Source organism: Roseimicrobium sp. ORNL1, from assembly GCF_011044495.1.
GTDB lineage: Bacteria > Verrucomicrobiota > Verrucomicrobiia > Verrucomicrobiales > Verrucomicrobiaceae > Roseimicrobium.
The window spans coordinates 4,982,044-5,008,156 of sequence record NZ_CP049143.1; the positions used below are offsets into that span (position 1 = coordinate 4,982,044).

Here is a 26,113-nt window from a genome sequence, read left to right on the forward strand (position 1 = left end):
CGATTTTCTGCCACAGGACCGTGCGCAGGGCCAGCGCTTTTGGGAGCGACCTTCAGACGACCGTTCACGAACTCAGTTTCTCCAGCAGCGCACCCAGATCCGGACCAATGCGCCGGAGTTCTTCGCGATGCACTTCCGTGAGCTTGTCGAGAAGCTCCTCTCCACGCGCCGTGAGGTGCAGAATCACCTGCCGGCGATCCTCCTGCGATTGCTCACGCTGAATCAGACGCTCCGCCACCAGACGGTCCGCGAGGCCGACTGCGCTGTGGTGCTGGATTTGCAGGCGCTCGGCCAGTTCCCCGACCGTCACATGATCCCGTGAGGGGAATCCCTTGATGGCCAGCAACGCCTGGTGCTGCTGCGGCGTGAGACCTGCTTCGTGAGCCGCCTCCTCGCTAAAGCGCAGGAACTGCCTCAGTCCGAAGCGGAATGCCGCAATCTGCTCATAGTGGGCCTTGGTGAATTTTCGTGCTGGCATCCCGACGCCACCGTAAGCCGCCGCAGCGCGTGATGGCAACCGCTGTTTGACATATATCGCACTACGATATATGTGTACCTGCCAGCTTTACGCCGTCCCATTTCCAGAATGTCCGATATTCCCGTCTCAGGTTCTCCCGCGCTGCCCTCTCACGCACCGGTCTCCCATGCAGAAGAATCCGCCCTGCGTGACTTCAGTACCAATTCGCGAGTCCTCGTGCTCTCCGGCATGGCGGTATGCGTGGGCGCCATTGGAGCCGTAGCGGCCTGGGTGCTCCAGTGGCTCATCGCCGTGATCACCAATCTGGCATTCTACCACCAATGGTCCTCCGAGCACTCCACGCCCCAAGGCCACGCGTTGGGCTATTGGGTCATCGGCGTGCCGGTCATCGGCGCCCTCATCATCGGACTGATGGCGCGATTCGGCTCGGAGAAGATTCGTGGCCACGGCATCCCTGAGGCGCTGGAAGCCATCCTGCTCGGACGCAGCCGCATCCAGTTGAAGGTTGCCCTGCTGAAGCCGATATCCGCCGCCATCTCCATCGGCACGGGCGGTCCCTTCGGTGCGGAGGGACCCATCATCATGACGGGTGGAGCCTTCGGCTCGCTCTTCGCCCAGCGCTTTCATCTCAGCGCCGCCGAGCGCAAGACGCTGCTCGTGGCAGGCGCCGCCGCAGGCATGGCGGCGGTGTTCTCGGCTCCCGTAGCGGCGGTGCTGCTGGCGGTGGAGTTGCTGCTCTTTGAGTGGAAGCCACGTAGCTTCATCCCCGTGGTCATCGCGGCTGCGGTGGCAGCCACCGTGCGTGTCCCCCTGCTGGGCAGTGGTGCCCTGTTTTACATCACACCCCATCAGGCTCTCCCATTCACGGGCCTCGCCTTTGCGGCAGGCGTGGGTGTGATCGTGGGACTGGGCTCGGGCCTCGCCACCACGCTCGTGTATGCGGTGGAGGACTTCTTTCTGAAACTGCCCATCCACTGGATGTGGTGGCCCGCACTCGGTGCGGTGGTCGTGGGCATCGGCGGTGTGCTGGATCCACGAGTATTGGGCACCGGCTATGAAACGATCCACGGCATGCTGCGCGGCGAGGTGATTGGAGCCTCCCTTCTGGCCCTGCTGGTGGCGAAGTTCGTGGTGTGGTCCGTCGCCCTGGGGTCCGGAACCTCCGGCGGGGTGCTGGCGCCCTTGCTCATCCTTGGCGGAGCCATGGGTGCGATGCTGGGACAATGGATTCCCGTGGGTGATGTGGGCCTATGGGCGCTCGTGGGCATGGCCGCGATGATGGGCGGCACCATGCGGGTGCCACTCACGGCAGTCGTCTTTGCCATGGAACTCACGGAGGACTTCCACCTCTGCACGGGCCTGCTCATCGGCACCGTGTGCTCCTACGCGGTGACCGTGCTGCTCATGCGCCGCTCCATTCTCACCGAGAAACTGGCACGCCGCGGCCACCACATCTCCTGTGAATACAGCGTGGATCCCTTCGAACTCGCCCGCGTGAAGGACGTGATGGATCGCAATCCTCCCAAGGTACTGGCGAACCTTCCTCTCAATACCCTTGTGGATCGACTGGCGAAAGGCGACCCCGCGCTCACTTCACGCCAGGCCACGCTCCTCGTCGACGAGAACGAACGCCTCAGCGGCATCCTCACCCGTGGAGACATGCTGCGCGCCATGAGCGATGCGGACTCAGGCACACGCACGGTCTCCGAACTCGGCACCACCGATCTCGTCGTGACACACCCGGAAGAATCCCTGCACGACGCGCTGACCAAGATGCTTTCCCGTGACATCGGCCGCTTGCCGGTGGTAGAGCCCGGTGAGCCACGCCGTATCGTGGGCTACCTCGGTCGCGCCGCACTGCTCACCGCTCGACGGAAGCTGCTTGAAGAAGAGCACATCCGTGAACGATGACTCTGGCTGCTCACTCTCATTTTCGCTCCTTCAGTTCAAAACCTAATATCCCACCTACCCCACATCTGATATGCTGATCGTCAAAGCCCTCCTCGTAAAAATCGCCCTCGCTTCCGCTGCCGGCTGGATCATGCTGGCGCTCATCTGATCTGCGATGCCGCGCTTCCGATACTTACTTGACCCACTCTGCCTCACAGGGTGCTTCCTGTACGCATTGAATCGCTGGGTGGTGAAGCCCCGCACCACCATCGAGTTCTTCCACTTTCACTTCAATGATCTGTGGCTCATCCCCTGCGCCCTGCCGCTGCTTCTCTGGCTGCATCGCAAGCTGGGCTTGCGGAATCACGACAGGTTCCCCACCATCACAGAGGTGGTGCTGCATCTCGTCATCTGGTGTGTGATCTGTGAAGGCATCGGCCCGCGCTGGATGCCGGGTACCTCGGGTGACTACCGCGATGTGATCGCCTATACGACCGGCGCCATTTTTGCGATCATCGGCTGGCGCTGGCAGGAGCAACGCTCCTCGTTCATTGCATCCGGCTCGCTCAACGCATGAGCTTCGAAATCCTCGCGCCAATCTATCGCCTGATGGAGCGCGTGCTCGCCGGCGGCAAGCTCCATCGTTCCCGCTGCGCCTTCCTCGGCCACATCCCGACCCCGGAGAAGATTCTCATCCTCGGCGAAGGACCCGGGCGGTTTGTGGTGGAGTGCGTGCGGAAGTTTCCCCAGGCTTCCATCACGGTGGTGGAAGAGAGCGCCGGAATGATTGCCCAAGCCCGCGCCAATCTCACGCACTCGGGCCTATCGGCTGACAAGGTTACCTTTCTGCACGCCGATATCCTGCAGTGGGAACCTCCACACTCAGAGTTCGATCTGATCGTTACCCACTTCTTCCTCGACTGCTTCCGTCCGGAGCAACTGGAAGTGATCGTGCCCGCCATCGGCAAGTCTGCGACAGACAACGCCCACTGGTTGCTCGCTGATTTTCAAGAGGCCCATTCCGGCTGGAAGCGATGGCGCAGTCGCGGCATCCTTGCGATCATGTACACGTTCTTCCGCGTCGTCACGCGCTTGCCCGCCACCTCACTCACGCCTCCGGAACTCTATCTCATGCGTGAAGGCTTTGTGCTGCACGAACGGATGGAGGCGGAATGGGGATTGTTGAAAAGTGATTGGTGGAAACGCACGGGCAAGAGCCAGAGCGCTCCCGGAGCATCGTAGTGTAGAAGTCAGGCCATCACCTTCCTCGGCCTTTTGAGCACCGGCTTGGGAAGCGGTCCCAGACTGCCAGCGACAGTGGCAGCAAGAAGACAAACGATGGCTCCGCTAAAGAAGCCAAACACCGCTCCCTCCAGATGGTAACGCGCAGGCAGAGAGGCATCGGGGATGGTGGGCTTATCCGCTGGCATCACCGGTTGAGGGTTCTCCGTTGCTACTGGAATCTCCCATCCCAAGTCCTTGTGATGAGCATAAGCGACATTATCCGCCAACTGCACCGAGCCCACCACGGCACCCACAATAGGTAGCCAGCAGGTGAGCAGCAGCACTTGCATGAATTTTTTACGGTTCATGAAACACAGGGGGTTGTTTTGATCAGACGCATGGCGTCTGCCCAAACATCGCCGCTCCTGCCCGTGCGGGATGTGGGCGTGTAAAGGAACTGGAATGATCGATGTCTTGTCCCATCCGGATGCCGGAGGTAATGCGAACACTGAGGCCAATCAATCAAGGCTTTCCCGAAACTCAGAAGGCCTCCCCTTGTGCCACCATGCCCAGTATCTGCGCACAGGATTGAATGTACCGTTTAGGCCGTACAACCAATGGAGTGGGGCGTAAAGGATTTGAATCCATTCGGGCGTTCTGAACACTGGAAAAAGGCCATCCGCATGGGAGCCCAGTTCCGGAATACTCCGCCGCTCAAGGCGATGGATTCGCGTGAACTTTCCCTCGATAGGAGGCCATGTGACGAAGTAGAGCAGAGGCAGGCACACAACAATTGCCATCCAGACGCCGCTGCCAAATCTGGAGACCGGATGTTTCATCGCCCTATTGCTGTTAGAAGCTAACGCCCGGGCTCACTCCAACCCATTCAGCCGATACCACGCCGCCTCCGCAGGGAAGAACTGCGAGTAGTACAACTTGTCGTACTTGTAGTGGCCGAGCACGGCACGAATCTTCTCACGCTGCTGCTCCACGAAAGCGCGGTCAGGGCAGAGACTCACCACCCACGCGGCGAAGACCGGTTCGCGCACATAGGTGAACTCCTGGTAGCGCTGCGGTGAGAGCTTGCCCAGCTCCCGTATCTGAACCATGGCCACATCCACGGCCTCCTGCTCGCTGTGCTGCGGTTTCCACCATTGGTTCAGCACGCGCCAGTCGTGGTGAAACTTCTGCGGCGCATCCACCTTGAACTTCGCATGCAGTTCCAGACTTTCCGCAGACAGCTTCGCGCTTGCCAGCAGCCCTTTGGCGAAGGAAGCCTTCAGAGCGGGATCCGTTTCCATTTCCCAGAGAGCACGCAGCGGAGCGCCACTGCTCACACCCGTCCAGCTCTCACGACTCTTGGGATTGTGGAAATGCATACCTTCCTCGCACACCTGCAGACGAGTGCGCGCTGGTTCGCCGCCGCTCTCGTGCAGGAGCTTTTTGTATCGCTCCTCCCACACTGCTTCTCCAGTAAGTTGGTGCATTGCCTTGCAAAGGAAGAGGAGACGCGGCGCACCTTCCCACGCGATCATGGCGAAGCTGCCACGATATTTGCATGGCGCAGGCTGCTGGGTGGGCATGAGCCAGCCGTTTGAGGCAAGCACGTCCGCCACCGCCTTCATACGGGCAATGATCTCCTTCTTCTCCTCCGGCTCTGCCATACCACTCTGCACAAACCGATACAAGCCATAGAACCATGGGCCGGTCTGATCATTGGAACCCATGGGGTACGGCGTCTTGCCATCCGAAGCCACGCCACGCGCGACAAAGCCCGGTGTATCCCCAACTGAATTCAGCAACAGGAGCCCCTTCACCAGGCGCCTCGCCTTGGCACGATCCTCTTCCTTCTTCGTCTGCTTCCAGCGAAGGACAATGCTATCGAGATAGCCGCCGTTGAACATCGCGCCGTTCTCAATCGGCGTCCACCACGCCAGCGCATTTGGCTTGCCTGCGAGACACTCCTCGGGAGTCGGGCGCTCATAGGAGCCATCGAGATCCGTGGAGTCCAGCATCAAGTCGTACTTGTCCATGAACCGGCCCCAGAGCTGCTGGTGCGCCTTTTCCACATTTGTAGCCACGGGATCCTCCGCCGCGAAGGCAGCACTGAAAAGACAGACAGACAGCAGGGAAGAAGTCGCGGGAGCGAGGAGACGACGCAGCATGGTGGTCATGAACAGTGGAACAAGGAAATTTGCAAGCCTCAGTAAAACCCGCTCGCGCCTCCGATCTTGCTCCATGCTCCGCGGTGCGTGATAGATACCCATGCCCACGCTCACGCGTCCCGATGTGACCCTGTCCTACGAAGTCATCGGACAGGGCATGCCTCTTGTCTTTATCCAGGGGATCGGCGTGGCTGGCAGCGGTTGGCGTCCGCAGATGGACGCCCTGCAGGACACATTCACCTGCCTCAGCTTCGACAATCGAGGTCTCCGCAACAGCACTCCCTGCAAGGGCCCCATCACCGTGGAGGCGATGGCAGAGGACACGCTCGCACTTATGGATCACCTCGGCTGGGACAGCGCGCATGTCATAGGCCATTCCATGGGCGGCCCCACCGCTGTGCAACTCGCGCTGAACCACCCCACACGCGTCCGCAGCCTCTCTCTCATGTGCACCTTCGCCCGCGGCAGCGATGGTGCGAAGCTCACGGCCTGGGTGCTGTGGATGACCTTGCGCACTCGCATCGGCACCAGAGCCATGCGGCGCCGCGCCTTTCTCGAAATGCTCTACCCTCCTGCATATCTCGCCACCCAGGATCAGGATGCGCTCGCCAGGAAGATTGCGCCCATCATCGGTCGCGATCTCGCCGTGCAGCCACCCATCCTCATGAAGCAACTCAAAGCCCTCTCCCGCCATGATGTCTATGCTCGTCTTGGCGAGCTGGCCACCATCCCCACTTGGGTCATCAGCGGCGCGCATGACAGGATCGCCCGTCCCGATTCAGGCCGCAGTCTCGCGGAAGCGATTCCCGGCGCCATCTTTGAAGTGGTGGAAGATGCCTCCCACGGCCTTCCCATTCACCTGGTGGATCGGGTGAATGCGAAACTGCGTGACTTCATCACGCACGCCGCTTGATCTCCCCTGTCACATGTCCCGAATCGAAGTCGTCCACCTGTTTGAAAAACCAGCTCATCTTCCCACGGTGGCCGGTTGGATCCATCAGGAATGGTGGACCACCAAACCCGGGCACAACCCCGAGACGACGGCACAGCGTCTCCGGGAAGCTTCGAGCGCGGATCGCATTCCTCTTTCACTTCTTGCCCTGGTCGATGGCAAGCCTGCGGGCACCGTCAACCTCATCGAGAGTGACGACGACGATCGGCCTCATCTCACGCCGTGGCTCGCCGCCCTCCTGGTTCTGCCGGAGTTTCGAGGTCACGGCTTGGGTTCCATTCTCGTCCGCCGCTGCGTCGCAGAAGCCGGTCGTTTGGGCGTGACCAGTCTGTATCTCGGAACCTCCATTCCCGACTTCTACAAGAAGCTCGGCGCAGAGATCCAGGAACCGGTTGGTACCGGATTCTGGATCATGCGCCTCGCTACCAGTTGATGCCTCCGTTCACTCCACGGTGAGCTCGCCACCCACCAGCATCAGATTGACTTCAGCCGGGGTAACTCCGCTGTCGGTGTAGGAGATGCTCAGGGACAGGGGATCCTTCTTGAGGGAAACCGTACCGCCGATGTTCTCCAGCACGGCGATCTCTTCCGTCCAGCCGAGATCCGAGCATTGCTTGCGCAAATCATTCACTGCGGCCTTCGCATTGCCAGAGGTGACGGTGAACTCCACTCCACTCGATTCCTTCTTCACGCCCGTGGCGCCTGCGGGAAGCTTCAGCTTCAACTGCGGCTTCGGAGCATTCTTCTCCGCAGCGAGCTTCGCCTTCAGCTTCTCACCCTGCTCCGTGGCGCGGCGATCCATTTCCGCGAACTGGGTCGGGCTCAGGTACTCCAATTGCACCTTGGTGCCGCCTTCTTTCACATCACTCATGTAGAGCGACGTCATCGCCTTCTCGGGATTGCGGAAGATGACAAAGAAGCGTCCCTTGTCCTCAATGGCGTGGTCGAGCGTCGGCTCCCATCCCAGAGTACCCATGGACGTGCGGTAGAACTTTTCCACATCTGCGCGCGTGGCAGGAGTCTGATAATCGAGCCTGCCGGTCTGGTCGGTGTAGCGCAGGTCCTGGGCATCGGGCAGCGCGGGCAGGTCTGCAGAGAGCTGCTCACTGCCGAGGTTGATCATGGTCTTGCCACCTTGCGCCGGTGCGCTGGACACCATGACCGTCAGCAGCACCGCATTCTGCTTGTAGTATTTGCTATCGCCCGCGAAGCCGTAGGGCTGCCATCCAGCCGCCTGCAGGAGCTTCTGGCAGGTCTCGGCAGTGGCGGCCACCGGTTCACCCGCGGTGTAGATGGCAGTGATGGGGCCTTCATACACCTTGGTCAGATTCGGCGGCAGCGGCACCTTGGTGAAATCCACATTGCCGTGGTTGGCCATCATCACGTCCACCTTGCCATCGCCCCCGGTGGGAGAAATGGTGAGGGATACATGGAAGCCACCACGCTGAAACGTGGCGCTCGCATATTCATTCTGGACGGCGGTGCCGGGCAGTTCCTTCCAGCCCAGCGCTTGCAGCTTCGCGCGATTGAATTCAAAGGCGGCCTTCACGTCGCCCGTCGCCCGGTAGGTGAGGTGGGCAAGACTGCGTTCTCCGGGTCCCTTCTCCACGCCCGGCATGATTTCAAACTGCTCAAAGTCCAGCGCCTTCGCAGCCTCGGCAACCTTGGCAGGATGATCCAGCGGCGGCAGGTCAGGAATGGAAGGCGCACTGCTGGCCTTCTTCCCACCTGAGGACTCACTGCCACCAGCCGACTTGGCATCCGCGGAAGGCGACGCCTGCGTGCCACCGGCTGCTCCTGCTTCATTGTTTGCGGGTTTGCACGCCGGAAGGGAAAGCAGAGCGCCGCACAGGATCCCGGGAAGGATGCGGTGGCATGCTCCAAAGGAGGGAATGGCAGCGGCGAGGTAGAATGACTTTTTCATGTTCGTAATGGCAATCTGGCAGCAATGCATGTGCACACGGTTACTCCGTGTGACACACGCCTCGGACCATGGTGCGCCCACGAAGGCATGCAAACAATCTTCTCGCCCCCTTTGAGGGCAGCTCACGGAGGCTGCCAAAAGCACGGCGAAAGCTTCGCCCGCACGGGACGTTTAGCCTCTTCTCTCCTCTTCCGCACTCTCATGAAACTCAGTCCCTCCCTACGCCTCGCGCTTCTCCTCAGCGCGGTCAGCCTGCCCCTGGCCGCCGCCGAACCGGCGAAGCCTGCCGATGCCAAACCAGCCACCAAGCCCGCTCCCGCGTCCACCGCTGCGAAGCCTGAGAAGAAACCCGCGGCTCCCCTGCCCCCTCTTCCCCCGCCGACGCAGGCCAATGTCTCCTATGGTGACCACGAGCGCCAGGTGCTGGACTTCTACAAGGCCAAGTCGGACAAGCCGACGCCCCTTCTCTTTTTCATCCACGGCGGTGGCTGGGTGAATGGCAGCAAGGAGCGCCCCGGCAGCCTGGTGCAGTGTCTCAATGCGGGCATCTCTGTGGTGTCCATCAACTATCGCCTCACCACGCAGGCGCAGCAGGCGGGTGTGAAGACGCCCGTGGAGTGGCCGCTCAAGGACGCGGCACGCGCCCTGCAGTTCGTCCGCAGCAAGGCGAAGGAGTGGAACATCGACAAGGAACGCATTGCCGCCTCCGGTGGATCTGCCGGCGCATGCTCCAGTCTGTGGCTCGCCTTCATGCCTGACATGGCTGACCCGAAGAGCAGCGATCCCATCTCACGTGAATCCACCCGTCTCTGGTGCGCAGCGGTGAGCGGCGCGCAGACCACGCTCGATCCGCAGCAGATGAAGGAGTGGACCCCCAACAGCCGCTACGGTGGCCACGCCTTCGGCTTCATGCCGGACCCGAAAGATCCCAAGACGCGTGACACCCAATTCGCCGCCTTCTTCGCCGCGCGTGATGAACTGCTCCCCGAGATCAAGAAGTACTCACCCTACGCCCACGTCTCCGCGGACGATCCGCCCATCTACATGACCTACTCCGCGAAGCCCGACCTCGGCAAGGAGCAGAAGGATCCCACGCATACCGCGAACTTCGGAGTGAAGCTTCAGGAACGCCTGCACCAGGTGGGCGTGCCCTGTGAGCTGGTCTATCCCGGCGCGCCGGATGTGAAGCACCCGCAGATTCACGAATACATCATCGATAAACTCAAGGCTCCCTCCGCGAAATGAAGTTGAAGCGCTCCCCCCTTGTACTCGGCCTGCTTTCGCTGGGCTTCACCATCACCTTGAACGCGGCTCCACCTGAGCCCACCACGCTGAAACTCTGGCCAGATGGCACGCCCTCACCCATGCCGGTGAAGTCGGAAGCGACCATCAAGCAGATTCAGTCCTACGGCGGTGCCACACCTACACGCCTCACAGACATCAGCGATCCCACCATCACGGTGTATCGCCCGGAGAAGCCCAATGGCACCTCCGTGGTAGTGGCACCCGGTGGCGGCTTCATGTTCCTCTCGTACTCCTTCGAAGGCACGCAGGTGTGCGAGTGGCTCAACAGCATCGGTGTCACCGCCGTGCTGCTGAAGTACCGCACTCCGACACGCGATGACGCAGATCCCTTCACCCTCCCGGTGCAGGACGCGCAACGCGCCATGGGCCTCGTGCGGAAACACGCCTCCGAGTGGGGACTGGATCCGAAACGTGTGGGCCTGCTCGGCTTCTCCGCCGGAGGAAATCTCGCCGGCCATGCCGCGTGGGATCGCGGTACCCGCACCTATGAGCAGAAGGCTGATGTCGATGACGCGCGCGGCCCTGACTTCGTGGTCTTCATCTACGGAGGCGGATTCCTGGATAAAACCGACAAGACCAAGTTCCGCGAAGGATTCAGCGTGCCGGCCGATGCGCCTCCCGCCTTCTTCCTCGTGGCCCACGATGACAAGACCAATCCCATCGAGGCCACCATGCTCTACCTCGAGTACAAGAAGCAGAACCTGCCCGCGGAGATCCACATCTGCACGAAGGGCGGCCACGGCTTCGGCATGCGTCCCGCAGGAAATCCCATCAATGACTGGCCGCAGCGTTGCGCTGACTGGATGCGCAGCATGGGCTGGCTTGAGCCGCGCTGAGCATCGGCCGGCTTCGCCATCAGAATCAAATTCACGTGCATCACGATTCCATTTCCGCTTAAAGAAACCCTCTCAACTTCGTCGCCATCATCACGACCATGAAATTCTCCTCTGCACTCCTCACTCTCGCCCTGGCCGCGTCCGTTGCCACGGCGCATGCTGCTGATCCCGTCATCGTAAAATTATGGCCCAAGGGCGCAGAGGAACCTGCTGGCTTCAAGGCGGAACCTGAAAAGTCCGAGAAGAAGGCTGACGGCATCGAGCGAACCAGCAACGTGTCTGATCCGACCATCACGGTATTTCGCCCCGAGAAGCCGAATGGCACGGCTGTCCTTGTATGCCCTGGCGGTGGCTACAGCATCCTCGCGAGCGAGCATGAAGGCACCATGGTGTGCGACTGGTTCCTGAAGAAAGGCGTCACTCCCATCCTGCTGAAGTACCGCGTGCCACGCCGTGACCCCCAGGACCCCAGCAAGTATCCCCTGCAGGATGCACAGCGCGCCATGGGCATCATCCGCCACCGCGCCGCCGAGTGGGGCATCAATCCTGAGCGCATCGGCATTCTCGGCTTCTCCGCCGGCGGTCACCTCACCGTGATGACCACCCTGCATCCCAATGAGCGCACCTACACGCAGGACCCTGCTTTGGACAAAGAAGACGTCACCCCGAACTTCTCCATCCCGGTCTATCCCGCCTATCTGGTGACCAAAGAGGACACCTTCAAGTTACTCCCCGAGATCACCGTCACGAAGAAGTCCCCTCCCATGTGCCTCGTCCATGCGCATGATGACAAAGGCACTACCAGCGCCAGCGCCAGCGCCCTGCTTTATCTTGAATACAAGAAGCTCGACCTCCCTGCGGAGCTTCACATCTACACCAAAGGCGGCCACGGCTTCGGCATGAAGGTGAAGAATGAACCCGTCGACCAGTGGCTGGAGCGCGTGGGTGAGTGGATGACCAGCATGGGCTGGATGGGTGAAAAAGAAACCGCGAAAAAGTAACAAGGAAAAGCATCCTCAGACGTCCTTTCTTTTGGTAGGATCATCTCTACCAAAGAAAGGACCGTCATGAAGCCCGCCGTTGTCTTCATTGTCACCTTCGCCTTCACCCTCGGGTTTGGCGCGCTGTTCATCGTCATCGGTAAGGCAGCCGAGCCGGTGGATGCATTCGTGACACCAGTCCCCGCCCCATCACAGGGCACCGGCGCCGCTATCCTTCCGCCGGGGACCTACCACGCCGTAACGCCAGACGGCGTCCGGCTCTCTGGCTGGGTACATTCGCCGGACACCTCGCGGTTCCCCACGCTGAAGAAGGCTCCGTCCCCGCCACAGAAAGCGAAAATGCCGCAGCGCGACCCGCAATTACGCTTCGTACCGGTGGAACCGGGACCTCATCCTCGCCCAAACCGGTGACCTTTTCACGTCGGCTCGTTGCTCTCGTGAAAGCGCAAGCTGTTGTACCCACATGTTTCGCACTGGCCTGGCGAACCGAGAAAGTTGGGCATTGCTACTCGGCCACGCGCTTCAAAGTGTTGAAGCCGTGGTGCCCAAGCTTGCCGTAAAGGGCACAAGCTTGAACGAGGGCGGGCCGCCCCGATTGGACGGCCCATACACCGCTCGCCTCACGCCTTGGTCAGCGTGTTGATGCTGACATGTGGCCAGCGAATCAGCTGCCCCGGTTGACCGGGAGCCGGGAAGAAGTCGAGGAATACGGTTTGCGAGTACTGCATCACAAACTGCGGTGGCCCCAGCGGCACCGTGGGCTTCAGCTCCATAATCCAGAACGTCGCGACCATCTCCGTAGCGTTCGCCTCCCGCACCACGAAGGGAATATTCGCAATGCCTCCAGTTCCAAACTTCGTGTCGAAATGCAATTCTGTGGTGCGTACAACCTGCTCCCCCGGGTTCGCGAACTGCAAAATCGCATTGGCGTTGGAGGCGAAAAAGCCTGGGAATTTGGGCACCGTCTTGGGAACGGTACCAAAGAACCTGTTGTCCTCGAAGTGCTTGTAGGGTCCGAGGTATGGATTGGCGTTGACATCCTGATTCACTCGTACCGGCAGTGCATTAAGGTCGGGTATCTTTGGAGGCCCGTCAAACTGACGTACCTTGCCCAGAGCCAACACCGAATCCCCGTGCGGGATGGTAGCAAGCCGGGCAATGGACAACTCCTCACCTTCATGCTCCCCGCGGTGGTTGGTGAGGTGGAGGAACAATCCCGGCTCATGGTGAATGCCCTTGCCATCCGGCGAGCGCAAGTTGCTAGCTGGGGAATCCTCTGCCGCTACCTGAATCACCACCTGCTGATAGTCCAGCCCGCTGATCAATTGATCGGTCACGTCGTCGGCATCGGGCTGTATTCCGCGATTGGGAATGTTCTCATCAACGAAGAAGAAGTCGAGATTCTCCCCGTACTGGTTCATCAGGAGCCGGTATTTGAATTGTGCAGACGGGTCCCTGAATGGAAGCGCAATGAGATTCCACCCCTGCGCAACGCTCGCCCATTTACCAACGAGATTCATCAGTGGCCCAAGCGATGTGACCTGCTGGTCGCCCACCTTTGACTGAAGGTCGGTGCCACCGACTTCATGCATGTTTCTCCCGGCCTTGAGTCGACTTTTGATTTCTTCCGGTTTCATGTGGCGTCAGGCTTGTTGAGTTTCGCTTTTCCAACTGTTCGGCATTGTGACATGTCGTCACAAAAGTTTTGCCATGCAATTATGTATGCACCCCCTTTTGCAAACACAAAGAGAAAATTATATAATTTTTTTCCTCACGAACTCACAATCACAAAAGACACACGGCGAACTAATTACAGTGTAATATAGCAAAACATGGACATGTTTTCGACGAGACAGCCAGTGCAAAATTGCCCACCACCACCACCAGCGGAAGATGATTCCCATCGTTTGGACGAAACGCCCATTCTCATAACCTTCCATTTCACGCCAGGACTGGCATTCCCATGGACAGCTCTGCGTCCGTATCAGTTGTTTTTATACCGCCTCAAGGTGTGCAGTCGCCCAGGAGTTCGATAGTCCGTACTGCCGATTTTTACAGTTCCCGTATGTCCCGCTTCACACCCGAGCAGCGTTTCCACCCCATAATCAACACTCTTGCCAACCCCGCTTCCTTCCCGTGGATGAGATAACGCAAGCTCCGAGAAGCCGATCCCGTTGACCATGGTGCGGCGGCCACCACCGTCTCGTGCGCGTCTGAACTTGCGCTTTTTTGGTGTAATTTCCGGGCAAAACCCTCATAGTCGGCGCTCCAATGTTCGAGCGTCTGCTAAGCACATCCCTAATAACACTTCTGTTCGTTCCCCTCTCCGCCATTCAGGGCGCCGAGCCGCAGAAGGGATTGCACGAACTGCTCGTCCGTGACGGGAAGAAGATCGAGAATTCAGACAATATTCCCCTCAGCTACTCCAAGGTCGTGCGCGCGACCCAGCCGAGTGTGGTCACCATCCTCACACTCACCAATCCGGAGCCAGAGGACCTTGCGACTGCTGAAAAGCCGCCGGAGAGGAGTCAGTTCAACCTGATTGCACCCGAACCCGAGAGAAAAGTAGAAGCCCGGCCCGGTGGCGGCTCCGGTGTGGTATTGACTGCTGAAGGGCACATCATCACCAACAATCACGTGGTGGAGGACGCCCACGTCATCAAGGTGCGGCTCCCCAACAGCACCAAGGACTTGGACGCGACGTTGGTAGGAAGGGACCCCGCCAGTGACATCGCGCTTCTGAAGGTGGACACCGCGCCTCTCAAGCCCATCACCATTGGAGACAGTTCGCAGATGGAGCCAGGGGACATCGTGCTGGCTCTCGGAAGCCCCTTTGGATTCGAGCAAACGGTGACACTGGGCATCGTCAGCGGCACCGGTCGCTCGCTGCACGGGATGCAGGAAAGAGAGTCCTTTGAAGACTTCATTCAGACCGACGCCCCCATCAATCCCGGCAACAGTGGCGGAGCCCTGGTGGATGCCCAAGGTCGGCTCATTGGAATCAACACCGCCACTTATGGTGGAGGTTGGATGGGGGCGAACAGCCTCGGCTTTGCTGTTCCCTCGAATCTGGCCATCCGTGTAGCGAATGACCTGCTCGTACACGGACGGGTGATCCGCGGATTCCTTGGCTCGGTCCTTGTTCCTGTGGATGAGAAGGAAGCCCTCCCCATTACAGGCCGGAGCGATCAACTTCCAGGCAAAGTCACGGACATCGTGGCAGGCTCACCTGCTGAGTCAGCGGGATTTGCTTCCGGAGATATCATCACCGCAGTCAATGGTGTGCCCATGCCCACCTCCTCGAAGCTGAAGTTCGTGATCGCGGGAATGGTGCCGGGCACGAAAGCTGAATTCACCGTCCTGCGCGGCAAGGAAACTCTCACCCTCACCCCCACGCTTGGTCAAGCCCCCAAACCCTATGACCGCCGGGTGCTCACTCCCCGGCAGGAGAGCGAAAGTCTTGCTCTGCAACCGGGTCTGGAGATTGGTCTGCTCAGTCGCACCCATCGCCTCCGCATCCAGGTGCCCGGCAACCTCGAAGGCGTGCGGGTTGTTCGCGCGGAAGTGGACGGCAAGCCCATGAGTTCCCTCTCAACGGATGATGTCATTCTCTCGATCAACGGCAAGACCACGTCGAGTCCAAAGATCGCCAAGGAGATATTTGACGCCATTCCCTCCGGCAGGCCCATCATGCTCCGTCTCTGGCGCCACGAAGCTGAAGCCTTCGCAAGCATCAAGAAAAAATAGGCCGGCCGGTCCGCTCATCTTTCTCATCATGATTCTTCGCACCCTCACCATCGCATCGCTACTCCTGGCTCACGGTTCATTGCCGGCCCAGAAGCTCGAAGCCATCGGCACCAAGCCCGCTCCCCTCAATCTGATCCCGCCCTCGCCCAAGGCAAAGAGCCTCCTCCGCTGGCTCGGACATGAAGGCGCGAGCCCCGAGGATGAAATCGGACGTGCAGAGTGGACCCCGGACGGAAGCAGGCTGCTCACCTCGGGACAAAGCGGTACAGCCTCGTCCATTCGGGTTTGGAGGGCTTCCGACGATCGAAAATCACTATCACTGGAAGGTTCTTTCATGATCGGAGAGAGCTGGGCGATCTCTCCGGATGGGAAGCGCATCGTGGGCAACCAGTTCGGCGATTTAAAAAACATATGGAGCTTTCAGATGTTCGATCTCGATACTCTTGAGGGTATCTGGACGACCTCAGCGAGAGTGCCCAACATGCTCGGCTCCACGTTCTCCAGGGATGGGAAATGGCTCGCCGTCCTCAACCTTCATCAACGTGACCTCAGTAACAAGCGGGACTACTCCGTGACCATCCTGGAAGCAGACACTGGAAAGCACGTTGAGACCATCCGTCTCAAACCCGACGACGGCGAACCGTCGAACTGGCAGCACCACAAAATGGCCTTCACCAAGGAGGCACTGTGGATTGCCCCAGCCTACAACGAGGACGGCCAGACTGCCAGGATCTCCATCAGTGACTGGAAAAAGACATTTGTTTCGGAGCCTGAATCAGATGAATACGTGGAAAAAAATTTAATCGTCAGCGCTGATGGCAAATGGATTGTGCTTTGGGGAGGTCCCAGGTATCGAGCCATGCAAATGGTGGGCGACCGACTGGCGGTGCGCTTCGAGGGCCAGACGGAGTATTCAAAATATGGTGGCCCATTTGGATTCGCCAGTGCGAACATCTCCCCCGACAGCAGACTGCTGACGGTTTCTGGAAATGGCAAACACAAGGTGATTGATCTGGAGGACCGAAAAGTGGTGCACGAGGACAACAAGAACTGCCTTTGCGGATTGTTCTCTCCAGATGGAAAAACTCTCTGGGGCACCTGCAACCCTTTCCGCCCCATCGATACCAAGAGCTGGAAACCCCCTGCGGAAACGGTTCCGGGACACCGCGGCACGGTGCAGTTTGTGTCCTTCAGCCCGGACGGAAAATTTCTCGCAAGCCAGGATGCAGAGTGCATCTATATCTGGAGTGTGGACGGCTCGGCCCCGCCGCGCAAGCTCATGAGCCCGCCGGATGAAGGGAAACTCTACACGCTGGAATGGAAGCCCGACGGGACAGAGGTCTGGAGTGCAAATGCTCCTGATTTCATCCGGTGGCGTCTGTCTGAAACCGTGCCCCCCGGCACGCCTCAATACGCGGAAAAGCTTTTCCCAGGATTGAAGCCCGGAAAAACAGAGGTTCCCTGGATGAAAACCATCAAAGCCGTTCCCGGCACCGATCTCTGCTATCTGTCCGTGGCACACATGGAAAAGTATGAGCTCAGCTACCAGCTCTATGAGGAACTGAGATCACCCAGCAAGCCGGCAGTCGTTAAGCCCGTGATGGGGAGAGTTTTGCTCAAGGGCCGCCTGCCCTTCTCCTCCTCAGGCGAAGAGATCTTTGATATTGAGGATAACACCCTTACTGCGTTCAAGTGGACAGATGGTGCCGTGCGCAAGGGCATGTCAGCCCAGAACACAAGCATTGCGGGTGGAGGCGCCAATGGACCGCTCGTTTTGACTTCCTCACAACAAATCACCCTGGTGGATCCTGCCACCCTGCAACAGATCCGCGCCTTTATGCCGCCCAAAGGAACCCGCTACAGCGGGGGCTTGGACAACCTTCAGGGAGGATGTATTTCCCGAGATGGTCAATGGTTCGTGTGCTCCACAGATTATCAATTCATGAGTGTGGGCAGGTCACCCGAATACCTGGTAAACATCAAAGGAAACGGCGAGGCCTATCCACTTCCCCCCATGGACAACAAGGCAAAGAGCGGCGCCTTCTCGCCAGACGGCCGCCTTCTCGCCATCGGACACGCGGGTGGTTTGGTTTCACTGTGGGATGTCGAAAAGATCCGGAGCGAGTCGGGCCCAGTGCCCACGGAAGCCCCGAAATCCATGTTCAGTTCCATGAAGCGCTACGATTCGCAGAAATGGGACTGGCCGGGACCGGGCCTGGCGCTCAAGGAAGGGGGCAAGTTCACCTTCACGGATGACGGCGGTGTCGAGTGCAAGGAAGTCGGTACCGTTGCTGGCCAGCTCCTCATAGACGGAAAACCACCGAAAGCACTGCGAAAGGTCGTAAGTGGAATGGCCCCCCAAGGTGGTGTGCCGGACAGCTTGTTCGCCGAACTGGATCTGCGCAGCGACGACGGGAAGACAAGGCTCAACCGCAACATCGCTTGCTCGGTCAGAGGCAGCTCACGCTGGCAGGATACCGTGGAAAACTTAAGCGCTGAACCTGTCACGGTGACGCTGACATACAGCTCCAGCCTCGGAAGCGATCTCCAAAATCTTCGGGACAGGGATTCCAATGTGCCCACCACACTCCCGGACGGCACATTGAAATCGAGCATACCCATCACGGAATTGGGGACCGTTATCGACAAGGACGGCAATTCACTGTCAGCGAGCCTTGCCTTTTCCACCCCTTCTGCGTCCGTGCAACCTGCCCTCAAGTGGGACGCCACAGGACGACGAGTCGTGAAGGAGTGGACTCTCAAACTCCAGCCCTTTGAGAAGCGCATCCTTCTCATGGAGTTTGTCCTGAATCCAACCACGGACAGGCACACCCTGCACAAGCTCACTCTCGCCAATCGCAGCCTGCTCCCCCGTCTGTCCGCCGTGCTGAATTTTGTACCGGATGAAGAAGAGAAGCGCTTCCTCGAACTCGACTACCCAAATTATGACCTCGATACCGATGGGACCAAGAAGGACGGTCTCGGATTCAAATGGCGTCCTGAGATTTCGTCCGGCTTCGGGATGGCGGCGGAAATGGGAGCCGATAGGTTCTTTGATATATGGCTGAATGGAGCTCCCGGGATGGGCTCAACGCCTGGCTTGGCACGCAACTCTTCCTTCCGGATGGGCTCAACGCCTGGTCTGGCACGCAACCCTTCCCTCCGGATGGGACCACGACTGAGCAATTCTACCGACGGAAAAGTCCAATCCAAGCGTCGGCACCACTTCGTGCCTGAAATTGGCATGTTATTGATGCATGACGAAATCACCAACACCGGGACGGAAGAGTCCAACGTTGAGGTACTCTTCAATACCGTGGCTCTGGATCGCTTTGTCCAGGTAGTGGACGCGAAGGGGAAGATCTTGAACTGCAATTCGCCGCTGAAATTCAAAGACAGCGGCGGGCAGGTGGCCCTCATAAGTGAAGGAACCACGAAGCCGGCTCTCCTACTCGCCTTTGGAAGTCCCGAGGGGAAGGTACATCCATCCTTCAAGCTGGTGGCCGGGCGTGGATTCTTCGTGGGCTACAACCTGCGTATGAAGGCTGGCGAGACGATTTCCCTGCTTCACATTGCCACACAGCGCCCATTCTCGGCCTATGACAGTGCCGCATCTGCATTCCTCGAGATGGATTCTCTCTACGCCTTGGACGTAGCCAAGTCGCAACAGTGGCCCGCGCCTGCCAACTGGTAGCACTCCCAAAGCGACGCCGAACGAAGGAACCATGGCTGAAAGAGTCATGGTTCCTCTTCGTTTGCACGCTCATGCTTCGCGCCTGCCTCGCCTTTGCCTTCGCATTCCTGCTCCTTGCCACCTCTGCCGGTATAGCCGCTGAGAAGAACATCATCTTCTACATCGCGGATGACATGGGTACGGAGCTGGGGTGCTACGGGAACAAGGTCATCAAGACGCCCAACATCGATGGGCTGGCTGCGGATGGATGCGTCTTCACCAATGCCTACGCCACCACCGCGAGTTGCAGTGCCAGCCGCTCGGTGATCATGACCGGCCTGCACAATCATGCGAATGGCCAGTACGGCCACCAGCATGACACGGGGCACTTCTCCTGCTACCCGAATGTGGTGACACTGGCCCTGCCCCAGGTGATGAAGGAGGCAGGCTACCGCACCGGCATCTTCGGCAAGCACCACGTGGCGCCGCTCGCCATCTTCACCTACGACGTGATGGTCCAGGAGAAGGGGCGCAATACCATCGATCTCGCGGAGAGCGCGCGGAAGTTCATCACCGCGAAGGATGAGAAGCCTTTCATCGCCTACATCGCCACCGCGGATCCACATCGTGGTGGGAAGCAGTTCGACGACGTGGCCGGCACTCCAAATCCCTTCGGCAACCTCCCTGCGAAGAAAAGCTATCCCGGCGTGACTGAGGTGTTCTACGAGCCGAAGGACGTGATCGTGCCGCCATGGTTGCCGGATACGGTGGAGAGCCGCGCGGAGCTGGCGGAGTACTACCAGAGCGTCTCGCGCGTGGACGCCGGACTCGGACGGCTCATTCAGATGCTGAAGGAAGCGGACCTGTACGACAAGACGATGATCATCGTCACCAGCGACCACGGCATGGCTTTCCCTGGTGGCAAGACCACCACCTACGAGCCCGGCCTCAAGGTGCCGATGGTCGTACGCAATCCGTACGTCGCAAAGCGTGGCATCCGTAACAACGCCCTCCTGAGCCATGTGGACATCACCCCGACGCTGCTCGACTTCGCCGGCGGTCTGGACAAGGAGAAGAACGCGCCCATCAAGCCCATCGATGCCAATGCCTTCTGGGCAGAGCGCAAGCTCGACAAGGGCGAGAACCGCGGCAAGCGCTACAACACCTACCACGGCCGCACGTGGCTGGACATCCTGGACAAGGAGGAAGACCCCTCGCGCAAGACACTCTATGCCTCACACACCTTCCACGAGGTGCAGATGTACTATCCCATGCGCGTCGTGCGCGAGGGGGACCTGAAACTCATCTGGAACATCGCCTATCCCCTGCCCTATCCCTTTGCCTCAGATCTCTGGGCCGCGAGCACCTGGCAGGCCCAACTCAAGAAGGGCAAGGACGCTCCCTACGGCGTGCGCACCGTGGGCCAGTACGTGCAGCGTCCGCAGTTCGAATTGTATGACCTGAAGTATGACCCGGATGAGGCCAAGAACCTCGCGACAGACCCTGCATTCGCGAAGGAGTTGGACTCACTCAAGACGAAGCTCCGTGAATTTCAGAAGAGCATGGGAGACCCGTGGGAGCAGAAGTGGGATTATGAGTGAAGGGGATGGACCGCAAGTCGCGGCACACCCAAGTTAGGAAAACTGAGCAATACCCAGATGAGAACGGAATACTCGCGACAGATCCAGACGCTGTGACGCGCAGCGTCCTTGGACTGCGCGCAGCCCTGCTGCCGCTTTCCAGAGTCCACAGCCTGCTGTGGCGATGGTGACATGCGCTCGTGACGCGATACCTCCTTACAACTAGGCGACTTCGTCGCGGTGGAGCGTGCAGCAGGCTGCACTTTAGGAAAGCGGCAGCAGGGCTGCACGCAGTCCAAGGCCTTCGGCACAGCTTCTGTATCCTAACCCTAACGCTCACACTGCATCCGGCTGCAGCGGAGTGAACTCACCCTCACTTTCCTTGACCCCAGCCTCCGCCTTTGCCCGCCGTGCCTCCCGCTTCTCTGCACGACGCCTCCGCCACGCAACCACATCATCAAAGAGCGAATAGAACACCGGAATCGCCAGCAGCGTGAGCAACAGCGAGAAGGTCTGGCCGCCGATGATGATCCCCGCCGTGGCGGTATTCATCGAAGCGCCAATGCCACGCGCAAAGAGCAGCGGCAGCATGCCTGCCACAAACGCAATGGTGGTCATCAAGATGGGACGAAGGCGATCCTTGTTCGCCTGCAGGATGGCTTCGAGTCGTCCCATGCCCTTTTCGCGAAGCTGGTTCGTGTGGTCGATTTGCAGAATGCCGTTCTTCTTCACCATGCCGAAGAGCACGAGCAGCCCCAGGATGGAGAAGATGTTCAACGACTCACCAAACAGCAGCAGTGATAACAGCGCGAAAGGTAAGGTCAGCGGCAGTGCCAGCAGAATGGTGAACGGGTGAATCCACGACTCGAACTGCGCGGCGAGCACGAGGTACATGAAGATGAAGGCCAGTCCGAAGGCGGTGACGAAGGCAATCAAGGTACGGCGCAGTTCCTTGGAGCGTCCCACCGGACCCGTATCGTACTCCGCGGGCAGGTTCTGCTTCTTCACCGCAGTATCGATGGCGGCGAGAATCTCCGCCTCACCCACACCCGGCGCGTTGTTTGCGGTGATGGTCACCTGACGGCGACGCCCGGTGCGCTTGATCTGCGCAGGACCATCGCCTTCCTTCAGACTCACCACGTTCTTCAGCGGTACAGGACCTGACTTGGCAGACGGCACGAAGAGCGCGGACAACGCATCCTCATTGTTGCGGTAGCGTTCATCCGCACGCACGTGAATGTCATACTGCTCGCCACGGTCTGTGTAGGTGGACACATCCACACCGCCCACCAGAATGCGCAGGGTGGAGGACAGGTCGGCGATGTTCACGCCCATCTCACCCGCCTTGCTGCGGTCCACCACAGCGGTGATCTCCGGCTTGCCGTCCACCAGGGTGGTATCAAGGTCACGGATGCCGGGAATCTTGCGAGCCTCTTCCATCGCCGCCTTCGCCGCCTGGCTGATGCGTTCGAGGTCCGGCCCCGCGATCATATACTGCACATTGGCACTCGACTGCCCTGAGTCGAAGGCAGGCACGAGCATCACCGTCATGCGCCAGTCGGACGGATACTTCGACACGATCTCCTGGCGCACCTGATCCATGAGCTGCGACTGCGTTTCCTTGCGCTGCGACGGATCGGTGAGCCGCACATACACACTCGCAAGGTTTTGAGTGCGCTGGTCGTTGTCACCAATCGTCACGAGGGTGTACTCCACGCCGGGCATGTTGCGGATGTCACGCGCCACACGCTCCGCGGCGAGGTCCGTGGCAGCGAGGCTGGTGCCCTCCGGTGTGCGGAAGGACATCTGGAACTGCGCTTCCTCCGTTTCCGGAAGCAAGCCCTTCTGCACTTTCTGCATCAAGAATCCGGTACTGTAGAGCACGCCGATGCAAGTCAACACCACCACCCAGCGATAGCGCATGGAGAAGCGAAGCATCACCATATAGACAGCCTCGATTGGCTTGTAGAAGATGTTCACCAGCTTTGCCATCCAGCGTTCGAGCCAGTTCGGGCGCGTGACTTTCAACATGCGAGCCGAGAGCATCGGCGCGAGCGTAAAGCTCACGAGCAGCGACACCGCAATGGCGAAGGACATGGTGAGACCGAAGCTCGCCAGGAAACGTCCCACGATGCCGCTCAGGAACGCCACCGGCACGAACACAGCGAGAAGTGAGAACGTCGTCGCCATCACCGCCAGGCCGATGTCCTTCGTACCCTCCACGGCGGCAGTATACGGGTCCTGCTTCTTCTCCTCGATGTGGCGGAAGATATTCTCCACCACGATGATGGCATCGTCGATCACGATACCCACCGCGAGTGCGAGGGCCACGAGGCTGATTTGATTCAGCGTGACATTCGCCGCCCACATCACGCCGAAGCTGGCGATGATGGACGTGGGAATGGCCAGCGCGGAGATGAGCGTGGCGCGGCTGTTCCCCAGGAAGAAGAGCACAATCAACGCCGCGAACACAGCACCGAGAATCAAGTGCTCCTGCACCGCGTGCGCGCTGGTGCGAATCACTAGCGAGTTGTCACGCACGATGTCCACCTTGTATCCCGCAGGAAGTCGCTTCTCCGCTTCCGTAAGACGCTCCTTCACGGCATCGACCACCTTGATGGTGTTCTCACCTGATTGCCTGCGGATGGAAAGCAACACCGTGGGCACACCATTGTGCCGCGCGATGGACTCCGCTTCTTCAGCACCGTCCTCCACACGAGCCACATCACCGAGGCGCACGAGGCCGCCTTCATTCTCCCGGACCACAAGACGCTCCAGGCCGGCAATCGTATCCAGCTTGCCGATGACACGCAGGTTCGATTCTGTCGCACTGCCCTTCACCACGCCCGCGGGAATCTGCACATGCTGGCGGCGCAGCGCAGACTGCACATCCACCGCGGTGAGATTCAGTGCACGCAGTCGCACCGGGTCGAGATTCACATTGATCTGCCGCTTCTGGCCCCCGAGCAGGGTCACCTGCCCCACCCCGGCCACGCTCTCAAGCTGGCGGCGTAGGACCTTATCCGCGTACTCCGTGATCTCACGTACGGGCTTGTCCGCCACGAGCGCGATGTTCAGCACGGGGGTCGCATCCGGGTCGAGCTTCTCCACGCGCGGAGGCTCGGCATCGTCCGGCAGTTCATTGAGGATGCGGTTCACACGGTCGCGCACTTCCTGTGCGGCCACGTCGGCATCCTTCTCCAGCAGGAAGGAAATCATCACCTGCGAGAGGCCTTCGGCGGAGGTCGAGTGCAACTCGTCAATGCCGCTGACGGTGTTCACGGCTTCTTCAATCTTATCCGTGACGTCGGTTTCAATTTCTCCCGGCGTGGCACCATCCAGGTAGGTGGTGACCATCACGGTGGGAAAGTCCACCTTGGGGAAACGGTCCACTTCCAGGCGGGTGTAACCGAGCATGCCCACGACCACGAACACCAGCACGAGCACGGTGGCAAAGACGGGACGCTTAACAGAGATGGAGGCAAGCCACTGCATGGTCGTAAATCGAATCAGGGCTTCATCGCCACGGTGATGCGCACGCCATCCACCGTGGATGCGGCGGGATCGGTGACCACGGTCTCGCCCTTGGAAACACCACTTCGGATCTCCAGCCAGTCGCCCTGGTGCTCGCCAAGATCCACCAGACGCTCGGTGACCTGCTCATGCTCCACCACAAACACACGAGGCTGTCCCCCGCTGGTGCGTATGGCACTCTTCGGCACGGCCACGCCGGGTTTCTCCGGCAGCAACAATCGCCCCTCGGCGAACATGCCTTGCTTCAAGACACCATCCAAATTGGGCACATTCGCCTCCACCATCAAGTCACGTGAGGACTGGCGGAGAGCAGCGCCAATGTACTTCACCACACCGGTAAAGGTGCGTCCGGGAAACGCAGGCACTTCAAAGGTCACTTCCTGCCCGGCTTCGATGCTGCCAATCGCGGTCTCCGGCACATTGAGCAGGAGGCGAAGATGATCATTCGCAACGAGTTGCACGACTTGCGTATTGAGCTGCACATACTCACCCGGAGAAATGCGCCTCTCCATGACACTCCCTGCGAAGGGCGCGCGAATCACCATGTCATCCAGATTCTTCTTCGAAGTGTCGCGACGCGCAATGGCAGCATCCAGATCCGCACGGGCACTCTTCTGTTCCACAGTCAGCTTTTCGTAGTCTGCCGCTGAAATGGCGCGGGTCTTCGCGAGGGGTTCATTGCGCTTCCATTCCGCGATGGCGAAATCGAGGCGTGATTGTGCCTGGTTTACATGTGCTTCGGCTTCGCGCAGGGCAAGCGCCGCGGCTCTGTCATCCAGCTTCACGAGCACATCGCCGGCCTTCACCACACTGCCACGCTCCATGGGAGTCTCCATCACCTTGCCAGCGGCATTCGCAGCGACGGCGGCATCGAGTCCACTCTTGAGTTCACCAGAGACTTGAAGGTAGCGCGGCATGGGGCGTTCTTCCGCCACAGCCACGGTCACTGGCACAGGGGGCACTTCCTTTGCCGCCGGCTTGTGCTCGGCAGCACTGGTGGGCGCGGGGTGGCGTCCACACGCAGAAAGCGCCAGCACGGAGACCAGTGCGAGCGCGGAGATACTGAGGTTTTTTTGCATTGCTTGGGGGGAAAGAATCAGGCGCGCACCTTGCGCTCGAGTCCTGCGGTGAAGAGATCCACACAGGTGGTCACGTATTCCGCGGAGGTGTAGCCCTCGTTGCAGCCCTCGGAGTTCTTCAGCACGCCCGCGAAGAGCATGTTGATGAACATGTCCACGGCAGCGGAGAAGTTCACATCCTTGCGGATCCTGCCGACAGTGGCTGCAGCCTCAAGATTGGCCATGAGTCGCTCATGCAACAGCCGGAAGGCATCCATGATGATCTTCCGGTAGGGCACCGGATGACGCCTCGCCTCGCCGACGAGCGTGCGGATGAAAGCCTCATCCTTCTCCATCAGCGCATAGAAGGAAGCGCCGAAGCGATTGAGATTCTGACGCAGGTCACCCGACCACGCCTCCTCTGAACTCAGGTCGCTGTAGGCGCTGGTCTCCTTGAGCCGGTCAAAGACGGCGGAGATGAGCCCTTCCTTGTTCTGGAAGTGGCGGAAGATGGTGAGTTCATTCACACCGGTCTCCTCCGCAACCATGCGGATCGTGGCGCGCTGGAGCCCCTCCCGGGCAAACACCCGGAGAGCGCCATCAAGAAGATTGGCGCGGGTCCCTTGGGACTCAGACGGGGGGGCGGGGGCGACGGTGGGGGCTCTCATCGGTTGCAGGCATGTAAGTAAGTACTTGCTTGCATGCCTGTAAAGCAGTTTTCAAGACCGATTCTCAGATTTCCGCGT

The 26,113-nt window shown here is 59.7% G+C and carries 20 protein-coding genes; 12 read left to right on the forward strand and 8 right to left on the reverse strand.

The features are described from left to right. Positions 1–64: 64 nt before the first annotated feature. Positions 65–478, reverse strand: a complete 414-nt coding sequence (locus G5S37_RS20225) for a MarR family transcriptional regulator (protein ID WP_165206252.1) — start codon at positions 476–478, stop codon at positions 65–67. A 108-nt stretch (positions 479–586) separates the two neighbouring features. On the opposite strand from G5S37_RS20225, the gene G5S37_RS20230 reads away from it, so the two are divergent. The 3 genes from G5S37_RS20230 (at position 587) to G5S37_RS20240 (ending at position 3,610) form a co-directional block, all read left to right on the forward strand. Beyond that, positions 587–2,389 (forward strand): chloride channel protein, encoded by a 1,803-nt coding sequence (locus G5S37_RS20230; protein ID WP_165206253.1) that lies wholly within the window; start codon positions 587–589, stop codon positions 2,387–2,389. 229 nt (positions 2,390–2,618) lie between these two features. After that, complete coding sequence (locus G5S37_RS20235) at positions 2,619–2,945, forward strand: hypothetical protein (RefSeq protein ID WP_165206254.1); 327 nt, start codon at positions 2,619–2,621, stop codon at positions 2,943–2,945. Beyond that, positions 2,942–3,610 carry a class I SAM-dependent methyltransferase gene (locus G5S37_RS20240; protein WP_165206255.1) on the forward strand — a complete coding sequence of 223 codons (669 nt, stop codon included), beginning with the start codon at positions 2,942–2,944 and terminating at the stop codon, positions 3,608–3,610. Before G5S37_RS20235 ends, G5S37_RS20240 begins: the two co-directional genes overlap by 4 nt. 8 nt (positions 3,611–3,618) lie before the next feature. Here the strand turns inward: G5S37_RS20240 and G5S37_RS20245 are convergent, their stop codons facing one another. Together G5S37_RS20245 and G5S37_RS20250 are read right to left on the reverse strand one after the other, a co-directional pair. Further along, entirely contained in the window at positions 3,619–3,960 is a 342-nt protein-coding gene (locus G5S37_RS20245; RefSeq protein WP_165206256.1) for a hypothetical protein, read from the reverse strand. 504 nt (positions 3,961–4,464) lie between these two features. After that, positions 4,465–5,766: a hypothetical protein gene (locus G5S37_RS20250; RefSeq protein ID WP_240914683.1), complete on the reverse strand. Its 1,302-nt coding sequence runs from the start codon at positions 5,764–5,766 to the stop codon at positions 4,465–4,467. A 91-nt stretch (positions 5,767–5,857) separates the two neighbouring features. Between G5S37_RS20250 and G5S37_RS20255 the strand changes: the two genes are divergently transcribed. Both G5S37_RS20255 and G5S37_RS20260 read left to right on the forward strand, forming a co-directional pair. Then, positions 5,858–6,670: an alpha/beta fold hydrolase gene (locus G5S37_RS20255; RefSeq protein ID WP_165206258.1), complete on the forward strand. Its 813-nt coding sequence runs from the start codon at positions 5,858–5,860 to the stop codon at positions 6,668–6,670. Positions 6,671–6,683: 13 nt separating this feature from the next. Further along, positions 6,684–7,142: a GNAT family N-acetyltransferase gene (locus G5S37_RS20260; protein WP_165206259.1), complete on the forward strand. Its 459-nt coding sequence runs from the start codon at positions 6,684–6,686 to the stop codon at positions 7,140–7,142. Positions 7,143–7,151: 9 nt separating this feature from the next. On the opposite strand, the gene G5S37_RS20265 is transcribed toward G5S37_RS20260, so the two are convergent. Continuing rightward, positions 7,152–8,633 carry a hypothetical protein gene (locus tag G5S37_RS20265; protein WP_165206260.1) on the reverse strand — a complete coding sequence of 494 codons (1,482 nt, stop codon included), beginning with the start codon at positions 8,631–8,633 and terminating at the stop codon, positions 7,152–7,154. 201 nt (positions 8,634–8,834) lie between these two features. Between G5S37_RS20265 and G5S37_RS20270 the strand changes: the two genes are divergently transcribed. From G5S37_RS20270 to G5S37_RS20285, 4 genes are all read left to right on the forward strand, one after another. After that, a complete protein-coding gene (locus G5S37_RS20270; RefSeq protein WP_165206261.1) occupies positions 8,835–9,878 on the forward strand; it encodes an alpha/beta hydrolase in 1,044 nt (347 codons plus the stop codon). After that, positions 9,875–10,774, forward strand: coding sequence for an alpha/beta hydrolase (locus tag G5S37_RS20275; RefSeq protein WP_165206262.1), 900 nt, complete (start codon positions 9,875–9,877; stop codon positions 10,772–10,774). The genes G5S37_RS20270 and G5S37_RS20275 overlap by 4 nt, the downstream gene beginning before the upstream one ends. Positions 10,775–10,872: 98 nt before the next feature. After that, positions 10,873–11,775 (forward strand): alpha/beta hydrolase, encoded by a 903-nt coding sequence (locus G5S37_RS20280; protein WP_165206263.1) that lies wholly within the window; start codon positions 10,873–10,875, stop codon positions 11,773–11,775. Positions 11,776–11,841: 66 nt separating this feature from the next. Next, positions 11,842–12,186 carry a hypothetical protein gene (locus G5S37_RS20285; protein ID WP_165206264.1) on the forward strand — a complete coding sequence of 115 codons (345 nt, stop codon included), beginning with the start codon at positions 11,842–11,844 and terminating at the stop codon, positions 12,184–12,186. Between the two features lie 209 nt (positions 12,187–12,395). Here the strand turns inward: G5S37_RS20285 and G5S37_RS20290 are convergent, their stop codons facing one another. Further along, complete coding sequence (locus tag G5S37_RS20290; protein ID WP_206026077.1) at positions 12,396–13,412, reverse strand: heme-binding protein; 1,017 nt, start codon at positions 13,410–13,412, stop codon at positions 12,396–12,398. A 634-nt stretch (positions 13,413–14,046) separates the two neighbouring features. Between G5S37_RS20290 and G5S37_RS20295 the strand changes: the two genes are divergently transcribed. From G5S37_RS20295 to G5S37_RS20305, 3 genes are all read left to right on the forward strand, one after another. After that, the gene (locus G5S37_RS20295) at positions 14,047–15,522 is read left to right on the forward strand and encodes a trypsin-like peptidase domain-containing protein (protein WP_206026078.1); all 1,476 of its coding nucleotides are present in this window, start codon (positions 14,047–14,049) and stop codon (positions 15,520–15,522) included. 28 nt (positions 15,523–15,550) lie between these two features. Continuing rightward, complete coding sequence (locus G5S37_RS20300; protein ID WP_165206266.1) at positions 15,551–19,216, forward strand: WD40 repeat domain-containing protein; 3,666 nt, start codon at positions 15,551–15,553, stop codon at positions 19,214–19,216. 71 nt (positions 19,217–19,287) lie between these two features. Next, positions 19,288–20,796 carry a sulfatase gene (locus tag G5S37_RS20305; protein ID WP_165206267.1) on the forward strand — a complete coding sequence of 503 codons (1,509 nt, stop codon included), beginning with the start codon at positions 19,288–19,290 and terminating at the stop codon, positions 20,794–20,796. Between the two features lie 315 nt (positions 20,797–21,111). Here G5S37_RS20305 and G5S37_RS20310 read toward each other — a convergent pair whose 3' ends face one another. Genes G5S37_RS20310 through G5S37_RS20320 form a run of 3 tightly spaced genes read right to left on the reverse strand, consistent with a single transcriptional unit; the run spans position 21,112 to position 26,035 of the window. Next, the gene (locus G5S37_RS20310) at positions 21,112–24,270 is read right to left on the reverse strand and encodes an efflux RND transporter permease subunit (RefSeq protein ID WP_165206268.1); all 3,159 of its coding nucleotides are present in this window, start codon (positions 24,268–24,270) and stop codon (positions 21,112–21,114) included. 14 nt (positions 24,271–24,284) lie between these two features. Next, positions 24,285–25,388, reverse strand: a complete 1,104-nt coding sequence (locus tag G5S37_RS20315) for an efflux RND transporter periplasmic adaptor subunit (protein ID WP_165206269.1) — start codon at positions 25,386–25,388, stop codon at positions 24,285–24,287. 17 nt (positions 25,389–25,405) lie between these two features. Next, positions 25,406–26,035 (reverse strand): TetR/AcrR family transcriptional regulator, encoded by a 630-nt coding sequence (locus G5S37_RS20320; RefSeq protein WP_165206270.1) that lies wholly within the window; start codon positions 26,033–26,035, stop codon positions 25,406–25,408. Between the last annotated feature and the right edge of the window lie 78 nt (positions 26,036–26,113).

Excerpts from the sequence above, each read along its gene's own strand:
- G5S37_RS20225 (WP_165206252.1), bottom strand. The coding sequence starts at position 478 with ATGCCAGCACGAAAATTCACCAAGGCCCACTATGAGCAGATTGCGGCA.
- G5S37_RS20230 (WP_165206253.1), top strand. The coding sequence starts at position 587 with ATGTCCGATATTCCCGTCTCAGGTTCTCCCGCGCTGCCCTCTCACGCA.
- G5S37_RS20240 (WP_165206255.1), top strand. The coding sequence starts at position 2,942 with ATGAGCTTCGAAATCCTCGCGCCAATCTATCGCCTGATGGAGCGCGTG.
- G5S37_RS20245 (WP_165206256.1), bottom strand. The coding sequence starts at position 3,960 with ATGAACCGTAAAAAATTCATGCAAGTGCTGCTGCTCACCTGCTGGCTA.
- G5S37_RS20250 (WP_240914683.1), bottom strand. The coding sequence starts at position 5,766 with ATGACCACCATGCTGCGTCGTCTCCTCGCTCCCGCGACTTCTTCCCTG.
- G5S37_RS20255 (WP_165206258.1), top strand. The coding sequence starts at position 5,858 with ATGCCCACGCTCACGCGTCCCGATGTGACCCTGTCCTACGAAGTCATC.
- G5S37_RS20260 (WP_165206259.1), top strand. The coding sequence starts at position 6,684 with ATGTCCCGAATCGAAGTCGTCCACCTGTTTGAAAAACCAGCTCATCTT.
- G5S37_RS20265 (WP_165206260.1), bottom strand. The coding sequence starts at position 8,633 with ATGAAAAAGTCATTCTACCTCGCCGCTGCCATTCCCTCCTTTGGAGCA.
- G5S37_RS20270 (WP_165206261.1), top strand. The coding sequence starts at position 8,835 with ATGAAACTCAGTCCCTCCCTACGCCTCGCGCTTCTCCTCAGCGCGGTC.
- G5S37_RS20275 (WP_165206262.1), top strand. The coding sequence starts at position 9,875 with ATGAAGTTGAAGCGCTCCCCCCTTGTACTCGGCCTGCTTTCGCTGGGC.
- G5S37_RS20280 (WP_165206263.1), top strand. The coding sequence starts at position 10,873 with ATGAAATTCTCCTCTGCACTCCTCACTCTCGCCCTGGCCGCGTCCGTT.
- G5S37_RS20285 (WP_165206264.1), top strand. The coding sequence starts at position 11,842 with ATGAAGCCCGCCGTTGTCTTCATTGTCACCTTCGCCTTCACCCTCGGG.
- G5S37_RS20290 (WP_206026077.1), bottom strand. The coding sequence starts at position 13,412 with ATGAAACCGGAAGAAATCAAAAGTCGACTCAAGGCCGGGAGAAACATG.
- G5S37_RS20295 (WP_206026078.1), top strand. The coding sequence starts at position 14,047 with ATGTTCGAGCGTCTGCTAAGCACATCCCTAATAACACTTCTGTTCGTT.
- G5S37_RS20300 (WP_165206266.1), top strand. The coding sequence starts at position 15,551 with ATGATTCTTCGCACCCTCACCATCGCATCGCTACTCCTGGCTCACGGT.
- G5S37_RS20305 (WP_165206267.1), top strand. The coding sequence starts at position 19,288 with ATGCTTCGCGCCTGCCTCGCCTTTGCCTTCGCATTCCTGCTCCTTGCC.
- G5S37_RS20310 (WP_165206268.1), bottom strand. The coding sequence starts at position 24,270 with ATGCAGTGGCTTGCCTCCATCTCTGTTAAGCGTCCCGTCTTTGCCACC.
- G5S37_RS20315 (WP_165206269.1), bottom strand. The coding sequence starts at position 25,388 with ATGCAAAAAAACCTCAGTATCTCCGCGCTCGCACTGGTCTCCGTGCTG.
- G5S37_RS20320 (WP_165206270.1), bottom strand. The coding sequence starts at position 26,035 with ATGAGAGCCCCCACCGTCGCCCCCGCCCCCCCGTCTGAGTCCCAAGGG.